Consider the following 16,547-nt stretch of genomic DNA (forward strand, 5'->3'; position numbering starts at 1 on the left):
TTATCAGAGCTTTACGCAGACGTTGCGCGTTTCCGTATAAAACTCGAGCGAGTGCACGCCGCCCTCGCGGCCAATGCCGGATTGTCCCGCGCCGCCAAATGGCGTCCGCAGGTCACGCAGGAACCAGCTGTTGACCCAAGCCACGCCGACCTCCACCCGTCCAGCTACTCGATGCGCGCGCGCCAGATCCTGGGTCCAGATTGTGGTTGAAAGACCGTACTCGGTATCGTTGGCAAGGTTCACGACTTCGTCTTCGGTATCGAACGGACGCACGTGACAGCAGGGACCAAAGATTTCCTCCTTGATTACGGAGGCATCGTCGGGCAGGCCAGTCCAGATGGTTGGTTCGACCCATGCCCCCTCGCTCAGCGGAGCAGGCAGGTCTGGCACGCCGCCGCCGGTGACCACCGTCGCGCCTTCGTCCTTTGCACGCTGGTAATACGACAGCACCTTTTTCCGATGCTCTTGACTAATCAGCGGTCCGTACGTCACCCCATGGTCTTGTGGTCTGCCGAATTTCACCGCCTCGACTTTCGCTTTCAGTGCCTGGACAAATTTGTCGAACATCGGTCGCTCGACATACACTCGTTCGGTACCGAGGCAGACTTGTCCGCTGTTAAGGAAAGAAGATCGGAAAATGCCATCGACCGCGGCGTCGAAGTCGCAATCGGCGAATACGATACCGGCATTCTTGCCGCCGAGTTCGAATGAAACGTCTCGCATTCCTTCTGCCGCCGCCTTCATGATCGCGGTACCGGTCCGCGTCTCGCCAGTGAAGGTGATGGCATTGACTCCTTGATGCCTGGTCAGAAATTCCCCAGCGGAGTTGGGGCCGAAGCCTTGCACGACGTTATAGACGCCCTTGGGAATACCTACCGAATTCATCACTTCGCCCAGCAGCGCGGCGGTCAGCGGCGTTTCCTCGGACGGTTTGACAACCACCGTGTTACCGCAGGCAAGCGCAGGGCCGACCTTCCAGGTCATCAGCAAAAACGGTGCATTCCACGGACAGACCACTGCGATGACACCCTTGGGCGAACGTGTGGAATAGTTCAGTGCGCCGCGGCCGTCCGGCGTGGACATTTGAAAGGATTCGTTCGCAACGTTCTTGACGGTATCGGCAAATACTTTGAAGTTGGCTGCTCCGCGAGGAATGAACGCATGAGTCATCACGTGATGCGGCTGGCCGGTGTCAGCCATCTCGGCCTCGACGAAATCATCGAACCGACGAGTGATCTGATCGGCGACTTCGTATAACATCTGCGTGCGCTGCTCCAGCGTCAGCCGCCCCCATTCACCGCGCAAAGCGGAACGTGCCGCCTTGACCGCGGCATCGACTTCGGCCTCGCCAGCTTCGGCGATACTTGCGATGACAGTATTGTCAACAGGGGATCGCTTTTCAAACCGGTTCCCACTGATGCTGGCGCAAAATTCGCCGTTGATAAAATTCTCAATCTGACGCATGTCTATGTCCCGTGACAGTTTTATAAGGTTGCTGAGCAGTTCAAGCTAATTGAATCCAGTTTATGGGGCAGAAGCCATACCGTCTAATACCTTTTTATCCCATTGCCAATACCTTTAAAGCATGACTAAAGACAGGTAAGGCTGTCTGCCCCTGTACTGGCTGCCTTAGCTCAAGGCAGCGCTTACAAGGATTTGAAAAACGGGCTACGCACCTGTTGCGCGTCGGCAGCGGAGAAAAATTTCTCCGTGTAGATATCACGCTCGAATAAACGTCCTTGAATCAGGGTCGTGATACATGCGTCGATCATTGGCGGTGGTCCACACAGGTATGCTTTTTGGCCTCGGAAGTCGTTGTTGAAGTGTTCCTTCGCCACGTCATGCACATAGCCGCGTGCACCTGTCCAGCCATCGCCGTCCTGCGCGCCGGACAGCGTGGGCAAATAAGTGAAATTTGGATATTGGACAGCTAATTCCACAAAGTCCTTGTGGTAATACAGCTCATCTAAAGTGCGGGCGCCATACACCAGTGTGATCGGTGTGGTGCAACCGTTCTCGAGGAGATCGAGAATCATCGAACGCGGACTCGACAATCCCGACCCTCCCGCCAGGAACAAGTTCGGAAGTTTGGCCGATTTGCGTACGAAGAACCTTCCGTAGGGCCCGCTCAAGCTGATACGGTCCCCGACAGCAAGTTCATTGTGTATCCAGCCGGTAACTCTTCCTCCTGGTACATGACGAATGTTGAGCTCGATCTCGCCGCGTTCAGAAGGAGAATTTGCAAGTGAGAAGGCACGCCGGGTTTCACCGTCAGCGCTATTGAGGTTGATATACTGGCCGGCTTGAAACTTCATCCCTTCCGGATGATCGAGCCTGATCCACACGCCTTTAATGGTTGGCGTGAGGTTCTCAATTCGACTGACCACGCCATCGAAGTCCCTGACTGGCAATTCGAGGGCGTCCGGGTCCTCTTCGATGTCTGCCTCGATAGTTACGTCGCTCTGCAAGGTCGCGCAACAGGCGAGACATTTCTGCTCGGTGCGCTCGAAATCCATGAGAGCGAACAATGAAGCCTCGCCGTGGTCAACTTCGCCGTCCAGAACCTGCACTTTGCAAGTCGCGCACACGCCGTGGCAGCAAGCGTGAGGCAGGTACAGACCCTCGCGCAAGCTAGCGTCAAGAATGGTTTGCCCGTCTTGCACTTCGATCGTGCGGCCCAGCGGTTCGATCGTTAGTTGATAACTCATCTTTAAACTTCTCCGTTAGATCCCTACGCCACCCAGGCCCTCGAGGCCAGGCGTTTGGAGACGCAGGACATCTTTGTGATCGAGTCCGTTGGCAGCGAGCGTTTTTTCCAAATCAGGTTCAAACGGCTGGCCAGACTTCAACCATTTAGCCTCTTCCCAGTTGATGCTCGCGAAGTCGGGATGTTCGGAAAATGCGACCGGCAGATGAACCTCGCACAAATCGCGGAAGCGGGTGTCAGGTGGCAGGCAAAACTGGGCGGGCGCGAAGAACAACAAGTGCTTGTCCCAGCCGACATAAAGTAACTGGGCACCATGAAACTTTTCTTTACGATCTTTGATATCGATTGGATAGGGAGTAACTGAGACGACAGACATGACTGCTCCTTAGTTTTTAGTGGACGCTTCACGCCAAGCGGCGAAGTTCTTCTGGTCTTCCGAACCGTCGAAGTCCAGGTTGTCCGTGCCATGACGAAGATTCCAATGTTTCATAAGGGAAGCAATTGGATCGAAACCCGGCGCAGTTGGGTCGTCACCCTCGGCAAAGCAGTTGCCCATTGCAATCTGATGCGCCGGCAGCCAGGCCTGTGAATACTTCTCAGGCTCCTTCTCGAAGATGCACTTGCAGTGATCCGAGCAAAAATGGAACTTGTTGCCGCTGTAGGTTGTCTCTCGATAAGCAATCGTGGTGGGATCGTCCGGTTCAGTAAACAACAGGGGAATCTGGCAGGTCTGGCACAGCATCGGCATCGTCTTGCTGTAAAAGCGCTCGCCCTTCTCGGCGCGTTCGCGCAAGAGGTCAAAACGTGGGCGATAATATTTATCGAAGGTAGTAGGATATTTCGATGACAGCCAGTCAAGCTCATCCTCGCTAGGCAGCCAGGTGTGGAAATTTGTCATTGCACCGGCGCTATAGAATGACAACCATGCTTGGTGCGAAATGTGGTCCTGTTCCTTGCGAATCTGCTCGACACATGTCGGAATCTTGATCCCGTAGCGCGCCAGGTCATTGAACAGCGCCATGCCGTTTTCCTCGAAATAGATATGCCAGGCTTCCTTCCAGCTCATTACTCGCTTCGGGAGCATATAGTCCATCATCATGGCCACCAGCGTCAGCACGCGGACACCGCGCCATGTCCATTTATCAATCCATCCCTGAACGATGGGCAGGTTATTGGGATCTTGCTCGAGCATGAATTTGATAAACTCGAGTCCTAGCGTCATATGGCGTGCTTCGTCCGACTGGGCGGAAAAGCCGAACGTCATCGCGGCCATGTCGCCATTAAAAGCTGCCCCAGAGATAAACGGAACGAAGACCAGGTTGGTCAGGACATACTCGAACGAAAAACCGATTGCGGTGATGAATTCGAATGGACCGGCAGTCGTGGCGTCTTCGAAGAACGATTTCGCCACCGACAGGTACCACATATGGTCATTCATGTGACGCCAGTCGTGCATACCGTTGTAGAACTTGTTGTAGTTCGACAGCGAATGGATCTGCGTTTGTGCATGACGAATTTCATCAATCGACTGCATTTGACAAGCAACGGAAGGACCGACGCCGCGCATCTGACGACCGATATGAGCAAAACCGCGATGCGAAGCATATTCCAGCGACGGGAATGCCGAAAGCATCAGCTTGAGGGCATTGATGTAACGAGCGTCTGTTACGCTAAGATGCCCGTTGTTTTGCGCGAAGGCATCAATAATCGCATAAAGCTTTTTTTCCTTTTCAGCCTGGTATTTCCAGTAAGAATCCATCGTCAGACGGAATGGGTCTTCCCATTTGTCCCAGTCGTGGATCTTGATCCCTTCGAACTTCATGTAGGGATAGACATCGTCCATCGATTCATACGTGGTCTCCCAACCGAGGTCGCGCGTCATCAACGCATATTTTTCTTTTAAACCCAGTTTTTTCTTGACTTGCATGTCCATTCGAGTCTCCTGATAGTGTGTCGTTAAGTGATCAATCCCAGTAGAGCGTAAACTCTTCGTCGGTTTCCTCGACGTGACCGGAAATACTGATCAAATGCAGTTGTAACTCCTGAAGATCGAAATCGCGCCCGATCTTCTCCTCGACAGTGCCGCGGCGCACGGTCAGTCGGCCTGGCACGTCGACCTTGAACATAGCCGGCTGCTCATTGACCGAAGCGGTCGGATTGTCCGCAACAATAGCCTCGACAATGGCGCGACTGTCGTCGCTGGTTTGCAAAGCGATAAATACATTGAACATGTCAGGGCCTTTACACCGAGAGGCCGAGCCGGGCGGCGCGAGCATTGAAATTGTCAACCACCAGGTTCAAAGTAGCGTTTGCGTCGCACTTCAGCGCCATCGTCGCCAGCGGAGCCAAGGCTTCGATAGCGCGCTCACGCCAGTGCACTGTCCATTGCGACAACAGCGCCTTGTTCTCTTCGGATTCAGCAGCCGCGGTCTTGATACAGGAGTCAACCCATTTTTGGGTTTCGCCATACCAGTCGCTCATGAACGAGGTGAGCATTGCTACAGGCGCTGCGCCTGTTGACGTCATCCGTTTATCGACAATGTTTTGGTACACCAATGGGTACAGCAAACCGTCCAGGGCGAAGTTTTGAGCGACGAATAACTCGAAAAAGTCCTTCTTAACCAGCAGGTTTTCAGCGTACCGGCGTAATGGCTGCCAGGTACCGCTACTCAACCAGTCGCTCTTTGCCTTGACCAGCGCGTCCGCGTCTGACAACAGGAGGCCGACTCGAGTCAAATACTGCGCGATACCAAGCTGGTCCATTGCATGAAAACAGCACGGCTGGGTAATCGCGGCCCCATATCCATAGGCCGCAATAAAAATATTGTTCAGATTGCCTCCCCAAGCCAAATGGCGCAAAGGCAAAAGCAGATCGAGCGCGAGTTGACATGTTTCAGGCGCGAGCGAATCCGCCAGGTCGCGCGATTCGACGAAGGTGAAGCTGGCGTCGGCTGCCTCATGTTGTTTCGCGCGCGCTATGGTGTAGGTGGCGTAGTAAAACTGACGCGGATCCTTCAATGCGTACCAATCCTTCATGACGACCTTCGTGCGGCTCGCATCGAATAGTTCGTGCTCAGGGTCCCATGTCGGACGGTAATGGAAGTTGTGCGTCGACTGCAGGTCAAACGTTCCCTCTTGGTAACGAGTCGCGGGCTTATCTGCACCCAGACGCTTGGCAATGTGGTCGAAAGTGTGCCGAAGGGGCTTGATATTGACGGTGCGTAGATCGATTTGCATAGATGCTCCTAGTTGTTATCGTTTTGCTTTTCGGACGGTGATACAGTTACTGGTTTGATTTGAATCGCGCGGTAGTCGCATCGTGCAAGCTCCACGACCAATCTTCCTCCCCTGGCTTTACGATCTTGTCGCCTTGCAATAGCGTGACTTGATTGTCTTCGCAGAAGGCAATAAATGCGCTGCGCTGCAAAATCAGCTCTGCAAACAGCTCGGTCTCTCCAATGGCGAACTCGAACTCGACGAAGCCGTCGCCGCGTTCACCGCGAACGCGGACGAATTTACGAGTGGTATCGAAGCCGGTTTCCTGCGCATGGTCTTGGCCGACAGGGCTCATAGGGTCCTCCCGGTCCTGTCGGTCGCTAAACGTTCACTTAGCTTGCCGATTACACGAACTTCAATGTCGCTTTGCGGGCAGATACAGCAAGCCAGGACGTTGTGCGCAAGCTCATCGGCTTCGCTGACCCGATTACGGCTCATGGGCTTCAACTTGGCAAAGCGCCCCGACCTCACGGTGACTTTGCAAATGCCGCAACCTCCACCGCGGCATCCGACGGGAACCCCTTTTTTTCCGGTACGGACAAGTGCCGCCAGTACGCTTTCATCGGCGCGGCAGGCTACGGTCTCATCTGTGTCTTGAAACCGTACGAGATAGAAACGAGCTGAAGCAGGCGGAAGGTCGCCAACTGACGCTGTCTCTGAATGAAAAGTGAGCATTGATGTCTCCTGAGAACTCGCAACGGTCGCGTCTGGTCTATTCAGACCCCGCGACTTCTGTTCTCATGGGGAGCAACAAGCGTGCCAATACGTAAGCCACTGAATTAACAGGACTTTTTGTTTATTAGGCTTGTGAGGAGATGCCTTACCTGACGATTTCGTCTCGTCAGGCAAACGCGGGCGACCATTTGGTCACCCGCGCCAACTGGCTATTGATCGTCGTGCGACGGGGCGTCGATTTGGTGGCGGGAGCACCGGTAGGATAACTGGCGGCGGGTGATACCAAGCATACGCGCTGCATGGGTAAAATTGCCCTCAGCTTTTTTCAGGGCCAGCTTGAGCAATTTTTGCTCATGTAGCTCAAAGTCGAAGTCCTCCTCCAGCAGCTGCTCGTAAAGTTCCTCACGGGCTCGGTCGCTCTTGTCCGCAAGACATCCGTTACCGGCAAGGTTCATGCCTTCAGCCATGGACTGCGGCACGATCGCGAACAGGTGATTTATTTCGATATAACCGCCGTTGGGCACGAGAAGAACACCGCGTTCGATCACGTTCTCCAACTCGCGTATGTTGCCCGGCCATGAATGTTGAGCAAGCATCTCCCTCGCACGGTCCGTCACGCCCCTTACCTTCTTTTGGTAACGCTGACTATTCTTTTCGATTAATGAATCGATCAACAGCGACAGGTCGGCCGGACGTTCACGTAGCGGCGGGATGACAACCGGGAAAGTGGCCAACCGATAATACAAATCGGCACGAAAACGACCTTCGACGATCGCTCGCTGCAAGTCGACGTTGGTGGCCGCAACTAGGCGCACATCCACTTTGCGCACGTTTTCGTCACCAAGCCGCTCTACTTCTCCCGTCTGCAAAACACGCAATAACTTGACCTGGGCTGCCTGACTCATGTCCCCGATCTCATCGAGGAAAAGCGTCCCGCCGTTGGCGCGTTCGAACCGGCCCGGACGGGATTGCTCCGCTCCCGTATATGCCCCTTTGGTCACGCCAAACAGCTCAGACTCGATCAGGTCGTGCGGAATGGCAGAACAATTGACAGCAATGAATGGTTTATTTGCCCGCGGACCGTTTTCATGCAGCCAGCGGGCAAACCGCTCTTTGCCTACTCCGGTTTCGCCGAGAAGCAGAACGTTGATTGTGGTTGCTGCAGCCTGGCTCAATAAATTGAATGCTTCGCGGAACCCGACGGACACGCCGATGAGGCTGCCAGGGTCGCGGTGTTTACGTAGTGTGGCTCTCAGGTCAGCCACTTCCTGCTTAAGTTCCTTGAGCTCGGCAACAATATTGTCCGGGCTGAAGTAGCTCAGGTATGCAGGATCGTTCCAATCCTCGGCGAGCCGCCCTTCGATAAGACAATGGTCGGCACCGCAAGCAGTGCATTGAGTCTCCTTGAAGACCACGAAGCGGTTCATGAAGGCTGAAGCGTATCCGGACGCGTACCCGATCTGGCTCCAGCAAGCGTGCTCATCGCCCACGCCGAACAACTGGACATGCGATTCTGCTTCCCACGACGAATCCCATCTGAACGTACCGTTAAAGGTGCCGGAATCGATATTGATGTCGGATCGAAGCTTTGTTGCTTTGACCATACCCTCCAGCATGTGCATTTCCCTGCCCGCAAGGAAGATCTCTTCGAGCGTATCGTCGCCAACAAGTTTCTTGACCAGCTCCGCGTCCTTTCTTCCTGACGCAAACCCCATGCGCGCCAGCAGTCCGCGTGCCCGCTCGGTACCGAGAGAGTCAAACAGTTCCTTACGGAGCGCCCCAAACGCGTGTGTATGTAAAAGCAACATACGGTGCTCCCCGAACCAGATCTTGCCATTCTCGGGGTCGAAACGCAGGCGCATCCGTAGGCGCAAGCGTTCAATCAAATCCGACGACTTCATCCTGTCTCCTTCAATATATTTTTTGCAATCTATGCCGGTCGCATGATGTACATACAAGCAGATGTTGCATATGGGGAACGTCAACGGTGCCCGCAAACAGCGGCGAGCCCGATAATCCGCTTACGACTCACGTTTTGATTATGAATCAAGGATGAATTTCATAGGCAAAAAACCGTCACTAGTTGCAATTAGAGCAACTAAATTACCTATTACTCTTTCCGGCTCGCTTTTCAAAGTTATAATTTGGCGGCAGGTCGACGCTGCATCGCCTGTCGTCGCTCGCTCGAGCTCGTACTGTGCCATGTCATTTTTGACACCCGTCTGTCGCGGTCTCGATGAACATGTCTGTAGGCGTTACAAGGAAGCGGTATGGATTTCCGTCACATGAAATACTTCATCGCGGTCGCACAAGAGCTGAATTTCAGTCGTGCCGCCGTCGCTCTTAATATTTCACAGCCCCCGCTCACGCGCCAGATCCAGCAGTTAGAAGAGGAAGTTGGTGCCCAGTTGTTCATCCGCACGTCCAAGGGAGTCGAGTTGACCCAGGCTGGTCGCATCCTGCTGGAAGAAGGGCTGAACATCCGCTCGATGATCGAACAGACCGCTGAACGAACGCGGCAGGCCGGGCGGGGGGAAATCGGACGGATCGACATCGGTATCTTTGGCTCGGGCACATTCGACGTCATACCTCAGTTGCTGTTGCGTTTTCGCAACACTTATCCCAACGTGAATGTGGTTCTCCACACGATGGCCAAGAGCGAACAGATTGAAGCGCTGCGACAGCGGCGGATCACGGTCGGGTTCAACCGCTTGCTTGACCCTTGTACAGACATCACCGTGGAGCGCGTCACGACCGAGGCAATCATGGTCGCGGTGAACGCTCTGCATCCGTTGGCCAAGGAAACGTCGATTCCCCTACAGGCATTGAAAGGCCAGCCAATGGTCATGTTCCCAACTGGCCATCGTCCAAATTTCATCGACAAGATTATCGAACTTTGCAGCAGAGAGGGCTTCTTGCCTAACGTATCGCAAGAGACCACTGACGCGCTGACTGGAATTGCACTTGTCGCCAGCGGCCTTGGCCTCTCGCTGGTGGCAGAATCCGCCGCGCGGCTTCAATTACCCGGTGTTGTGTATCGTCCTCTCAAAGATGCTCCGCAAGCAGTCGTCGACCTGAGCTGCATATATCGTCCGGACGATACGTCGCCAACCCTCATGCGGTTTCTCGAAGTCGTTCGCCAGTATTCGAAGGAAGTTGACGCAGGCGCGGAGCACGCGGCTTGAACGTCAGAGCTGGCTGCCGGCTCAAGGGAAACGCTATCCTGGCTGCTCTAGCCGCCGCAACGCATCCGCGACGTCCATGCGAAACTGCGCGAGCTTTTCCGTGGTTTGCTGAACCGGCATGAACGCTGCCCACAGCATGGATGTCAGCTGTTCGGCTGTCTCATCGATATCCGGTTTATTCCCGTTGGCCACGTAGTCCCACAACACGTGTTCCATCGAACCGTAGACCATGTCGCGCAGCAGCGATAGCGGGGAGCTCGGCCTGATCTCGCCGGCGTGTTGTGCCGTTGCGAGCACGTTCATCAGCGGTCCCGTATAGCGGCGCTTGAGCTCGACCAGAAGGCCGGCGAATTCGTCATCCACGGTGCGGCCTTCGCTCAGCACAAGACGGCACATCCCGCTGCCCTCTTGCATCAACGTGACGAGGTGCCGATGCACCGCGAAGTGCAATTTGGCGCGGGTTCCGGGCACAAGGGGCAATTCGTTTTCCAGGACCTGCGTGATCTCGTCATACCAGCCTTTGATCACATGCATGCAGAGATCGCGCTTGCTGATGAAGTAGGAAAAAATCGTTGCTTCGGAAATGTTCAGCTGGCGCGCAATATCGAGCGTGGTGGAGCGCTCATAGCCCTGTTCGGAAAACGTCTGGCGTGCTACAGACAAAATCTCCTTCACGCGCCGCTCCGAGCGCAAGCCTTGGGCTTCCCGCCTCCGTACTGGCCTCAATGATGTATTCACGTTGTCGCTTCCTGATGCGATCCGTTGACTGCAATTCTTGTATCTGCCAAGGATACCATCCGGTCGACCTGCATGTTCGGGTAGTTCCGCTCGCTACTGCCCTCCGAGGGAACCGAGGCGATGTTCCACGTCGGTCCCTCATATCTCACATCTTGCAGTGCACGCAGTTCGCCTCCGTAAGCGACGGCGTCGCGTAAGCCATGGTCTCGGTGAGGAACAGCCCGCAGTCTTTGGTGACTGCCGTGTCATGTGAGCCAAACTCACATTATTTTATTTTTTCAGTTTTTCAGTATTGAATGTTGCCTCCCGGCCCATGTTTTACTACACTCCTTTCAAACCTATATATGTGAGTATTACTCACATACGGAGCGCCCTCATGAGTCCACCGGAGGAGTAACAGATGCACCAGTCAAGCTATGTCCATGGATCACGAGACGTGCAGCTGATCGGCGAGACGATCGGAGCGCACCTTGCCGGCATTACAGCTCACTTCGGCGACCGCGAGGCGCTTGTGGTGGCACACCAGAACATTCGCTGGACCTACAGCGAGCTGCTCGATCGCGTCAACCGCTTCGCCGCCGGGTTACTGAAGCTTGGCCTGAGTCCTGGCGAACGCGTCGGCATCTGGGCCCAGAACTGTGCCGAATGGGTCGTGACGCAATTCGCTACCGCGCAGGCTGGCCTCGTCATGGTCAACATTAATCCAGCTTACCGGCGCTCCGAGCTGCAATACGTGCTGGATAAAGTGCAATGCAGCGCACTGATCCTGGGGCCGAGCTTCAAGAGCAGCGACTACATCGCGATGGTGCACGACGTCGTGCCCGAGCTTCGGCTATCCCTCGCGGGCAGGTTGAACGCCGCCAACCTGCCTCACCTGCGCCATGTTATTCGCCTGGGCGTGGAAAAGACGGTCGGCATGCTCAACTTCGACGAAGTCGCAGACGCCGTCGATGCTGCTGACCTGGACCATCTCGCCAAGGTATCCGCCCTCGTGCAATTCGACGACCCCGTCAATATCCAGTTCACATCGGGGACAACCGGTTCACCCAAGGGCGCAACACTGACGCACCATAACATCCTCAACAACGGATTCTTCATTGGCGAAACAATGCGCCTGACGGAGCACGACCGGTTGTGCATTCCAGTACCTCTTTATCACTGCTTCGGTATGGTGCTGGGCAATCTCGCGTGCGTCACCCATGGCGCCACGATGGTCTTCCCCGGCGAGGGATTCGACGCAAAATCCGTGCTGGATACCGTGCAGGCCGAACGTTGCACCGGCCTGCACGGCGTGCCGACGATGTTCATCGCAATCCTCGACCATCCCGATTTCGCCGCCTACGATCTGTCAAGGCTACGTACGGGAATCATGGCCGGCTCGCCCTGTCCGGTCGAGATCATGACCAGGGTAATTCAGCACATGCACATGAAAGACGTGACAATCGCCTACGGCATGACGGAAACGTCACCGGTCAGTTTCCAGAGTTCAGTGGACGATCCAGTCGATGTGCGCGTATCCACGGTGGGCCGTGTGCACCCTCACCTCGAAGTCAAAATCGTCGACGGCGGCGGACGCATCGTCCCGCGTGGCGAAAAAGGCGAGCTGCTGACGCGCGGCTATTCCGTAATGCTCGGCTATTGGGGCGATGAGGAAAAGACCCGCGAAGCGATCGATCCAGCGCGCTGGATGCACACGGGCGACCTGGCCGTAATCGACGAGCAGGGCTATTGCAGGATCGTGGGCCGTTCCAAGGACATGGTCATCCGTGGCGGAGAGAACATCTATCCACGCGAGATCGAAGAATTCCTGTACCGCCATCCGAAGATCCTGGATGTGCAATGTGTTGGTGTCCCGGATCCCAAGTATGGCGAGGAACTGTGCGCCTGCATCATCCTGCGCCCAGGCACGAAAGCGGATGCCGAGGAAATCCGGTCCTTCTGCTCGGGCCAGATCGCAAGATACAAGATCCCCGCTACGTGCGGTTTGTAAGTGCCTTCCCGATGACCGTTACGGGCAAGATTCAAAAACACGTCCTGCGCGACCAGGTCGCGTCGGACCTTGGCTTAGCGGCGGAATAATGGAAGCATTGGCAAAACATGGACCGCCGACGTTCGATCACACGTTCCTTCAAGATCCCTATCCCGTCTATCGCCATCTGCGCGAAGCGGGTCCGGTGCTGTGGCGCGAGGACGTGTTTCAAGGTGCTTGGCTATTGACGCGCCATGCCGATGTGGAACTGGCGTTGCGCGATCCGCATTTTTCGTCGCAACGCACCGCGGGTTGGATCAAACGCGTCCCCGGCATCGATATTGATTCGCGCGGAAAGCGTGTTCGGTCAGGCCTCGACACGTTCCAGCGCCTGTTTGGACGAGCCATGGTCTTTCTGGACGGTGCGGACCATGCTCGCCTTCGTCAAGCCATGGCAGCAGGCTTCCATCCCGACCTGATCCGGGGAATGCGACCCGATGTCGAGCGCCTCACCGATGAACTGCTCAGTCCGCTCGAAGGCAGCGCAAGCTTCGATTTTATCGCCGCGATCGCGCGTCCGCTGCCTTCACGCGTCATGGGCCTGCTGCTGGGGATTGACCGCAAGGACGAGGAGCGCTTCATTGCCTGGTCGGACGACCTTGCCACATTCATCGGCGCACTTCAGCCATCGGCCGAGCAACTGCTTGCGGCCCAACGCAGCCTGTCAAACATGGTCCGTTATTTCGAGGCTCTGTTGCCCTCACGCCGCCGGGAGCCAGGTGCGGACCTGATCAGCAGGTTGCTGCAGGCGGAGGCCGCAGGCACGGTCCGGGCGGACGGAGAACTGGTGGCGCAATGCGCGATGTTGCTGTTTGCCGGACACGAAACCACGCGTAACCTGCTCGGCAATGGCCTGCATACCCTGCTGTCCCATCCGCATCAATGGGCGAGACTCTGCACTGATACGTCCGCGCTGCCATTGGCGCTGCGCGAACTGTTGCGCTACGACAGTCCTGTCCAGTACACGGGTCGCAGGATCGCGACGGAGCTCACGCTGCATGGTAAAACGCTCCGCCGTGGTGATCTCGTTCTCGCAATGATTGGTGCCGCAAACCGGGATCCCGCTCGATTTGCGGATCCCGACACTTTCGATATCGGCCGACGCGATGGCAGTCACCTGTCCTTCGGCAGCGGACCGCACGTGTGTATCGGCGGTGGCTTGGCGCTGCTCGAGGCCGATGTCGTATTACGCGCTGTGATGCGACGTTGGCCGGGCCTCCGCCTGGCTGGCTCCATGCGTGCATGGAACGACAATGCGGGACTGCGCGGCTTCGCGAATTTGCATGTTGAACCGGCTTGAGACCGGTTCATGCAAGCTCGCAACCACAACTTGGACTACCTTAAGTTCAGTAGACAAAATTTTGAACGCGAACTGGCGACACAAAGTATCAAAGTCAAAACGAGCTTTCCCAGCTACAACGATACTTTAGTCCAACGAAGCACGCCCCGAGGCTGGTATTCGGTCATGTGCGTCTCTAAGAAGCTGCGTTTCTTTTTCAGGTCGATCATCTCGCTCATCCACGCGAACTGACTTCCTCGCCTGGGAGCAGCCAAGCAACCTATTCGACCTGCTATCGAATGGCAGTCGAACGAGGCCAGCACCGCTAACACGTTATATGCACAGCTCCGTCGAGGACATCATTGGCCGGCACTTGTGACCCGCCAAACGACGTTGCCAACATCGTCGGCGATCAGCAAGGCAGCACGCACCGCTGACGTAGATCAGCATAAAAGCACCGATTGTTTTACCGAAAGCGAATATCGAAGCCTAGCGATATATTGAACTTTGGCTATCAGGTTTCAGGTAAGCTGCTCAGTATCAAAGGCCACTGGAGCCCAAGCGATGACGGTCAACGAAGAAACACTTCTGGGCCAGCCGCGTAGGCGCCCACATAAGGTTGCTGCGTCGAGCACTGTAAAACCGCTCGCCAGCGGCGACGGCAGCCCGTTAATGATCGAGATTGCGCTGATTGACGAAGACCCCGCACAACCACGCAGTAAGAACAATCCGGGCTTGCGACCTGAAAGTATTGCCGAGCTCGCGGCCAGCTATGGCGCAAAAGGCCCAAAGACTCCCTTGTCCCTCCGCGTCAATGCCGACGTGCCTGGCCGTTACATCATCAATCACGGGCACCGGCGTTACCGAGCCGGCAAGCTGAACGGACTAAGCGTCCTGCCCGCATTAATAGCCGGGCTTGCTTAGTTTAGTCACTGCCAATGCGGACAGCTTGTTCAGGTTGAGCGGCATGGTGCCTCAATCGTACCCCCGCTTTTACCCCCGCGCTTGATCTGGATTGAGCCGGTTTCCGGAGGAGCTCACTGGACAACGTTTTCGCCGCATTCTCCTATGAGACGGACGAAAAAAAAGCCGTCTTTCGACGGCTTTCTTTCGCATCTTGGCGGAGGCGGTGGGATTCGAACCCACGATACAGGTTTAAGCCCGTATGCTTCCTTAGCAGGGAAGTGCCTTCGGCCACTCGGCCACGCCTCCAGTCAGCTTCAACGTTTATGCGTCAGCGCTGAGTGCACGCATATTAATGGCCACACCCTTTTTGGTCAAGGAAGCACGGCCATTTTTTTGAAAAAAGTTAAGCTTGCTCGAGGTTAAACGCCTTGTGCAGGGCGCGTACCGCGAGTTCCATGTACTTCTCGTCGATCAGGACCGAAATCTTGATTTCCGAGGTCGAGATCATCATGATGTTGATGCCCTCTTCCGACAGCGTACGGAACATCTGCGACGCGACGCCCACGTGGCTGCGCATGCCCACGCCCACGGCCGACACCTTCGACACCTTGGCATCGCCCAGGATCTTGGCGGCGCCGATTTCGGCCTTCACGCCTTCCAGGACGCCCATGGCGCGCTGGTAATCGTTGCGCGACACGGTGAACGTAAAGTCGGTCTTACCGTCGACCGACTGGTTCTGTATGATCATGTCGACCTCGATATTGGCCTCCGAGATCGGCCCGAGGATGTGGAAGGCGACGCCCGGCTTGTCGGGCACGCCCAGGACGGTGATTTTGGCTTCATCGCGGTGGAAGGCGATGCCCGAGATGACGGCTTGTTCCATGTTGCTTTCTTCCTCAAACGAAATCAGGGTACCCGAGTTGGCTTCTTCTTCGAGCGACATCAGGGGGTCGGTCAGCGACGACAGCACGCGCGTCGGCACGCGGTAGTTGCCGGCAAATTCCACGGAGCGGGTCTGCAGGACTTTCGAGCCCAGCGACGCCAGTTCCAGCATTTCTTCGAACGTGATCTTGGACAGGCGGCGCGCTTCGCTCACGACGCGCGGGTCGGTCGTGTAGACGCCGTCGACGTCCGTGTAGATCAGGCATTCATCGGCCTTCAGCGCGGCCGCAATCGCGACGGCGGAGGTGTCCGAACCGCCACGGCCCAGCGTGGAGATATTTCCGTCCTCATCCATGCCTTGGAAACCGGTGATGATGACGATCCGGCCGGCGTCCAGGTCGGCGCGCACGCGGGTGTCGTCGATCGACTGGATGCGGGCCTTCGTGAAGGCCGAGTCGGTCTTGATGCCCACCTGCCAGCCCGTGTACGACACTGCATCCTTGCCGCGCGCCAGCAATGCCATGGCCAGCAGGCCGACGGACACCTGTTCGCCGGTCGATGCAATCATGTCCAGTTCACGCGGGTCCGGCTGCGACATAATCTCTTTCGCCAGGCCGATCAGACGGTTGGTTTCACCGGACATTGCCGAAGGGACGACAACGACTTGATGACCGGCGTCGTGCCATTTGGCGACGCGGGCCGCGACGTTCTTGATGCGTTCCGTCGAACCCATCGACGTACCGCCATATTTGTGGACTATTAAGGCCATGACTGAAGGGATTTCCGCTTGTAAAAAATCAAATGAGCCTTTTACTCTACATGCTGCGGCGCGGAATCACAAGACGTCAAGATGCGAAAGCTATACCAAAT

The 16,547-nt window shown here is 56.0% G+C and carries 14 protein-coding genes, 1 tRNA gene and 1 pseudogene; 4 read left to right on the forward strand and 12 right to left on the reverse strand.

Features of this window, described 5'->3' with window-relative positions; all coding sequences use genetic code 11:
• Positions 1 to 3: 3 nt before the first annotated feature.
• From P0M04_RS30670 to P0M04_RS30710, 9 genes are all read right to left on the reverse strand, one after another.
• A complete protein-coding gene (locus P0M04_RS30670) occupies positions 4 to 1,464 on the reverse strand; it encodes a 2-hydroxymuconic semialdehyde dehydrogenase (protein ID WP_259450326.1) in 1,461 nt (486 codons plus the stop codon).
• 182 nt (positions 1,465 to 1,646) lie between these two features.
• On the reverse strand, positions 1,647 to 2,708 hold the full coding sequence (locus P0M04_RS30675) for an NADH:ubiquinone reductase (Na(+)-transporting) subunit F (protein WP_259450327.1): 1,062 nt from the start codon (positions 2,706 to 2,708) through the stop codon (positions 1,647 to 1,649).
• Between the two features lie 15 nt (positions 2,709 to 2,723).
• The gene (locus tag P0M04_RS30680) at positions 2,724 to 3,083 is read right to left on the reverse strand and encodes a phenol hydroxylase subunit P4 (protein ID WP_259450328.1); all 360 of its coding nucleotides are present in this window, start codon (positions 3,081 to 3,083) and stop codon (positions 2,724 to 2,726) included.
• 9 nt (positions 3,084 to 3,092) lie between these two features.
• On the reverse strand, positions 3,093 to 4,640 hold the full coding sequence (locus P0M04_RS30685) for a YHS domain-containing protein (protein ID WP_259450329.1): 1,548 nt from the start codon (positions 4,638 to 4,640) through the stop codon (positions 3,093 to 3,095).
• 31 nt (positions 4,641 to 4,671) lie between these two features.
• Positions 4,672 to 4,938 (reverse strand): MmoB/DmpM family protein, encoded by a 267-nt coding sequence (locus tag P0M04_RS30690; RefSeq protein ID WP_259450330.1) that lies wholly within the window; start codon positions 4,936 to 4,938, stop codon positions 4,672 to 4,674.
• Positions 4,939 to 4,948: 10 nt separating this feature from the next.
• Positions 4,949 to 5,944, reverse strand: a complete 996-nt coding sequence (locus P0M04_RS30695) for an aromatic/alkene monooxygenase hydroxylase subunit beta (RefSeq protein WP_259450331.1) — start codon at positions 5,942 to 5,944, stop codon at positions 4,949 to 4,951.
• Positions 5,945 to 5,990: 46 nt separating this feature from the next.
• Positions 5,991 to 6,278 (reverse strand): phenol hydroxylase subunit, encoded by a 288-nt coding sequence (locus P0M04_RS30700; RefSeq protein ID WP_259450332.1) that lies wholly within the window; start codon positions 6,276 to 6,278, stop codon positions 5,991 to 5,993.
• Positions 6,275 to 6,658 (reverse strand): 2Fe-2S iron-sulfur cluster-binding protein, encoded by a 384-nt coding sequence (locus P0M04_RS30705; protein ID WP_259450333.1) that lies wholly within the window; start codon positions 6,656 to 6,658, stop codon positions 6,275 to 6,277. Before P0M04_RS30705 ends, P0M04_RS30700 begins: the two co-directional genes overlap by 4 nt.
• A gap of 209 nt (positions 6,659 to 6,867) precedes the next feature.
• Complete coding sequence (locus P0M04_RS30710) at positions 6,868 to 8,559, reverse strand: sigma-54-dependent Fis family transcriptional regulator (protein WP_259450334.1); 1,692 nt, start codon at positions 8,557 to 8,559, stop codon at positions 6,868 to 6,870.
• Between the two features lie 384 nt (positions 8,560 to 8,943).
• Here P0M04_RS30710 and P0M04_RS30715 point away from each other — a divergent pair, with 384 nt between their 5' ends.
• Positions 8,944 to 9,843: a LysR family transcriptional regulator gene (locus P0M04_RS30715; protein ID WP_259450335.1), complete on the forward strand. Its 900-nt coding sequence runs from the start codon at positions 8,944 to 8,946 to the stop codon at positions 9,841 to 9,843.
• A 33-nt stretch (positions 9,844 to 9,876) separates the two neighbouring features.
• Here P0M04_RS30715 and P0M04_RS30720 read toward each other — a convergent pair whose 3' ends face one another.
• Positions 9,877 to 10,518 (reverse strand): TetR/AcrR family transcriptional regulator, encoded by a 642-nt coding sequence (locus tag P0M04_RS30720; RefSeq protein WP_259450336.1) that lies wholly within the window; start codon positions 10,516 to 10,518, stop codon positions 9,877 to 9,879.
• 463 nt (positions 10,519 to 10,981) lie between these two features.
• On the opposite strand from P0M04_RS30720, the pseudogene P0M04_RS30725 reads away from it, so the two are divergent.
• The 3 genes and pseudogenes from P0M04_RS30725 to P0M04_RS30735 all read left to right on the forward strand — a co-directional run bounded on the left by P0M04_RS30725 (position 10,982) and on the right by P0M04_RS30735 (position 14,813).
• Positions 10,982 to 12,660: pseudogene (locus P0M04_RS30725) on the forward strand (AMP-binding protein).
• On the forward strand, positions 12,660 to 13,910 hold the full coding sequence (locus P0M04_RS30730; RefSeq protein ID WP_259450338.1) for a cytochrome P450: 1,251 nt from the start codon (positions 12,660 to 12,662) through the stop codon (positions 13,908 to 13,910). Before P0M04_RS30725 ends, P0M04_RS30730 begins: the two are co-directional and overlap by 1 nt.
• Positions 13,911 to 14,453: 543 nt before the next feature.
• Positions 14,454 to 14,813 carry a ParB/RepB/Spo0J family partition protein gene (locus tag P0M04_RS30735; RefSeq protein ID WP_259450339.1) on the forward strand — a complete coding sequence of 120 codons (360 nt, stop codon included), beginning with the start codon at positions 14,454 to 14,456 and terminating at the stop codon, positions 14,811 to 14,813.
• A gap of 194 nt (positions 14,814 to 15,007) precedes the next feature.
• Here P0M04_RS30735 and P0M04_RS30740 read toward each other — a convergent pair.
• Together P0M04_RS30740 and P0M04_RS30745 are read right to left on the reverse strand one after the other, a co-directional pair.
• A tRNA-Ser gene (locus tag P0M04_RS30740) sits at positions 15,008 to 15,101 on the reverse strand.
• 97 nt (positions 15,102 to 15,198) lie between these two features.
• On the reverse strand, positions 15,199 to 16,446 hold the full coding sequence (locus tag P0M04_RS30745) for an aspartate kinase (RefSeq protein ID WP_258849907.1): 1,248 nt from the start codon (positions 16,444 to 16,446) through the stop codon (positions 15,199 to 15,201).
• Positions 16,447 to 16,547 lie beyond the last annotated feature (101 nt).

It is taken from the genome of Telluria mixta (genome assembly GCF_029223865.1).
In the GTDB taxonomy this organism is placed as follows: Bacteria; Pseudomonadota; Gammaproteobacteria; order Burkholderiales; family Burkholderiaceae_D; genus Telluria; species Telluria mixta.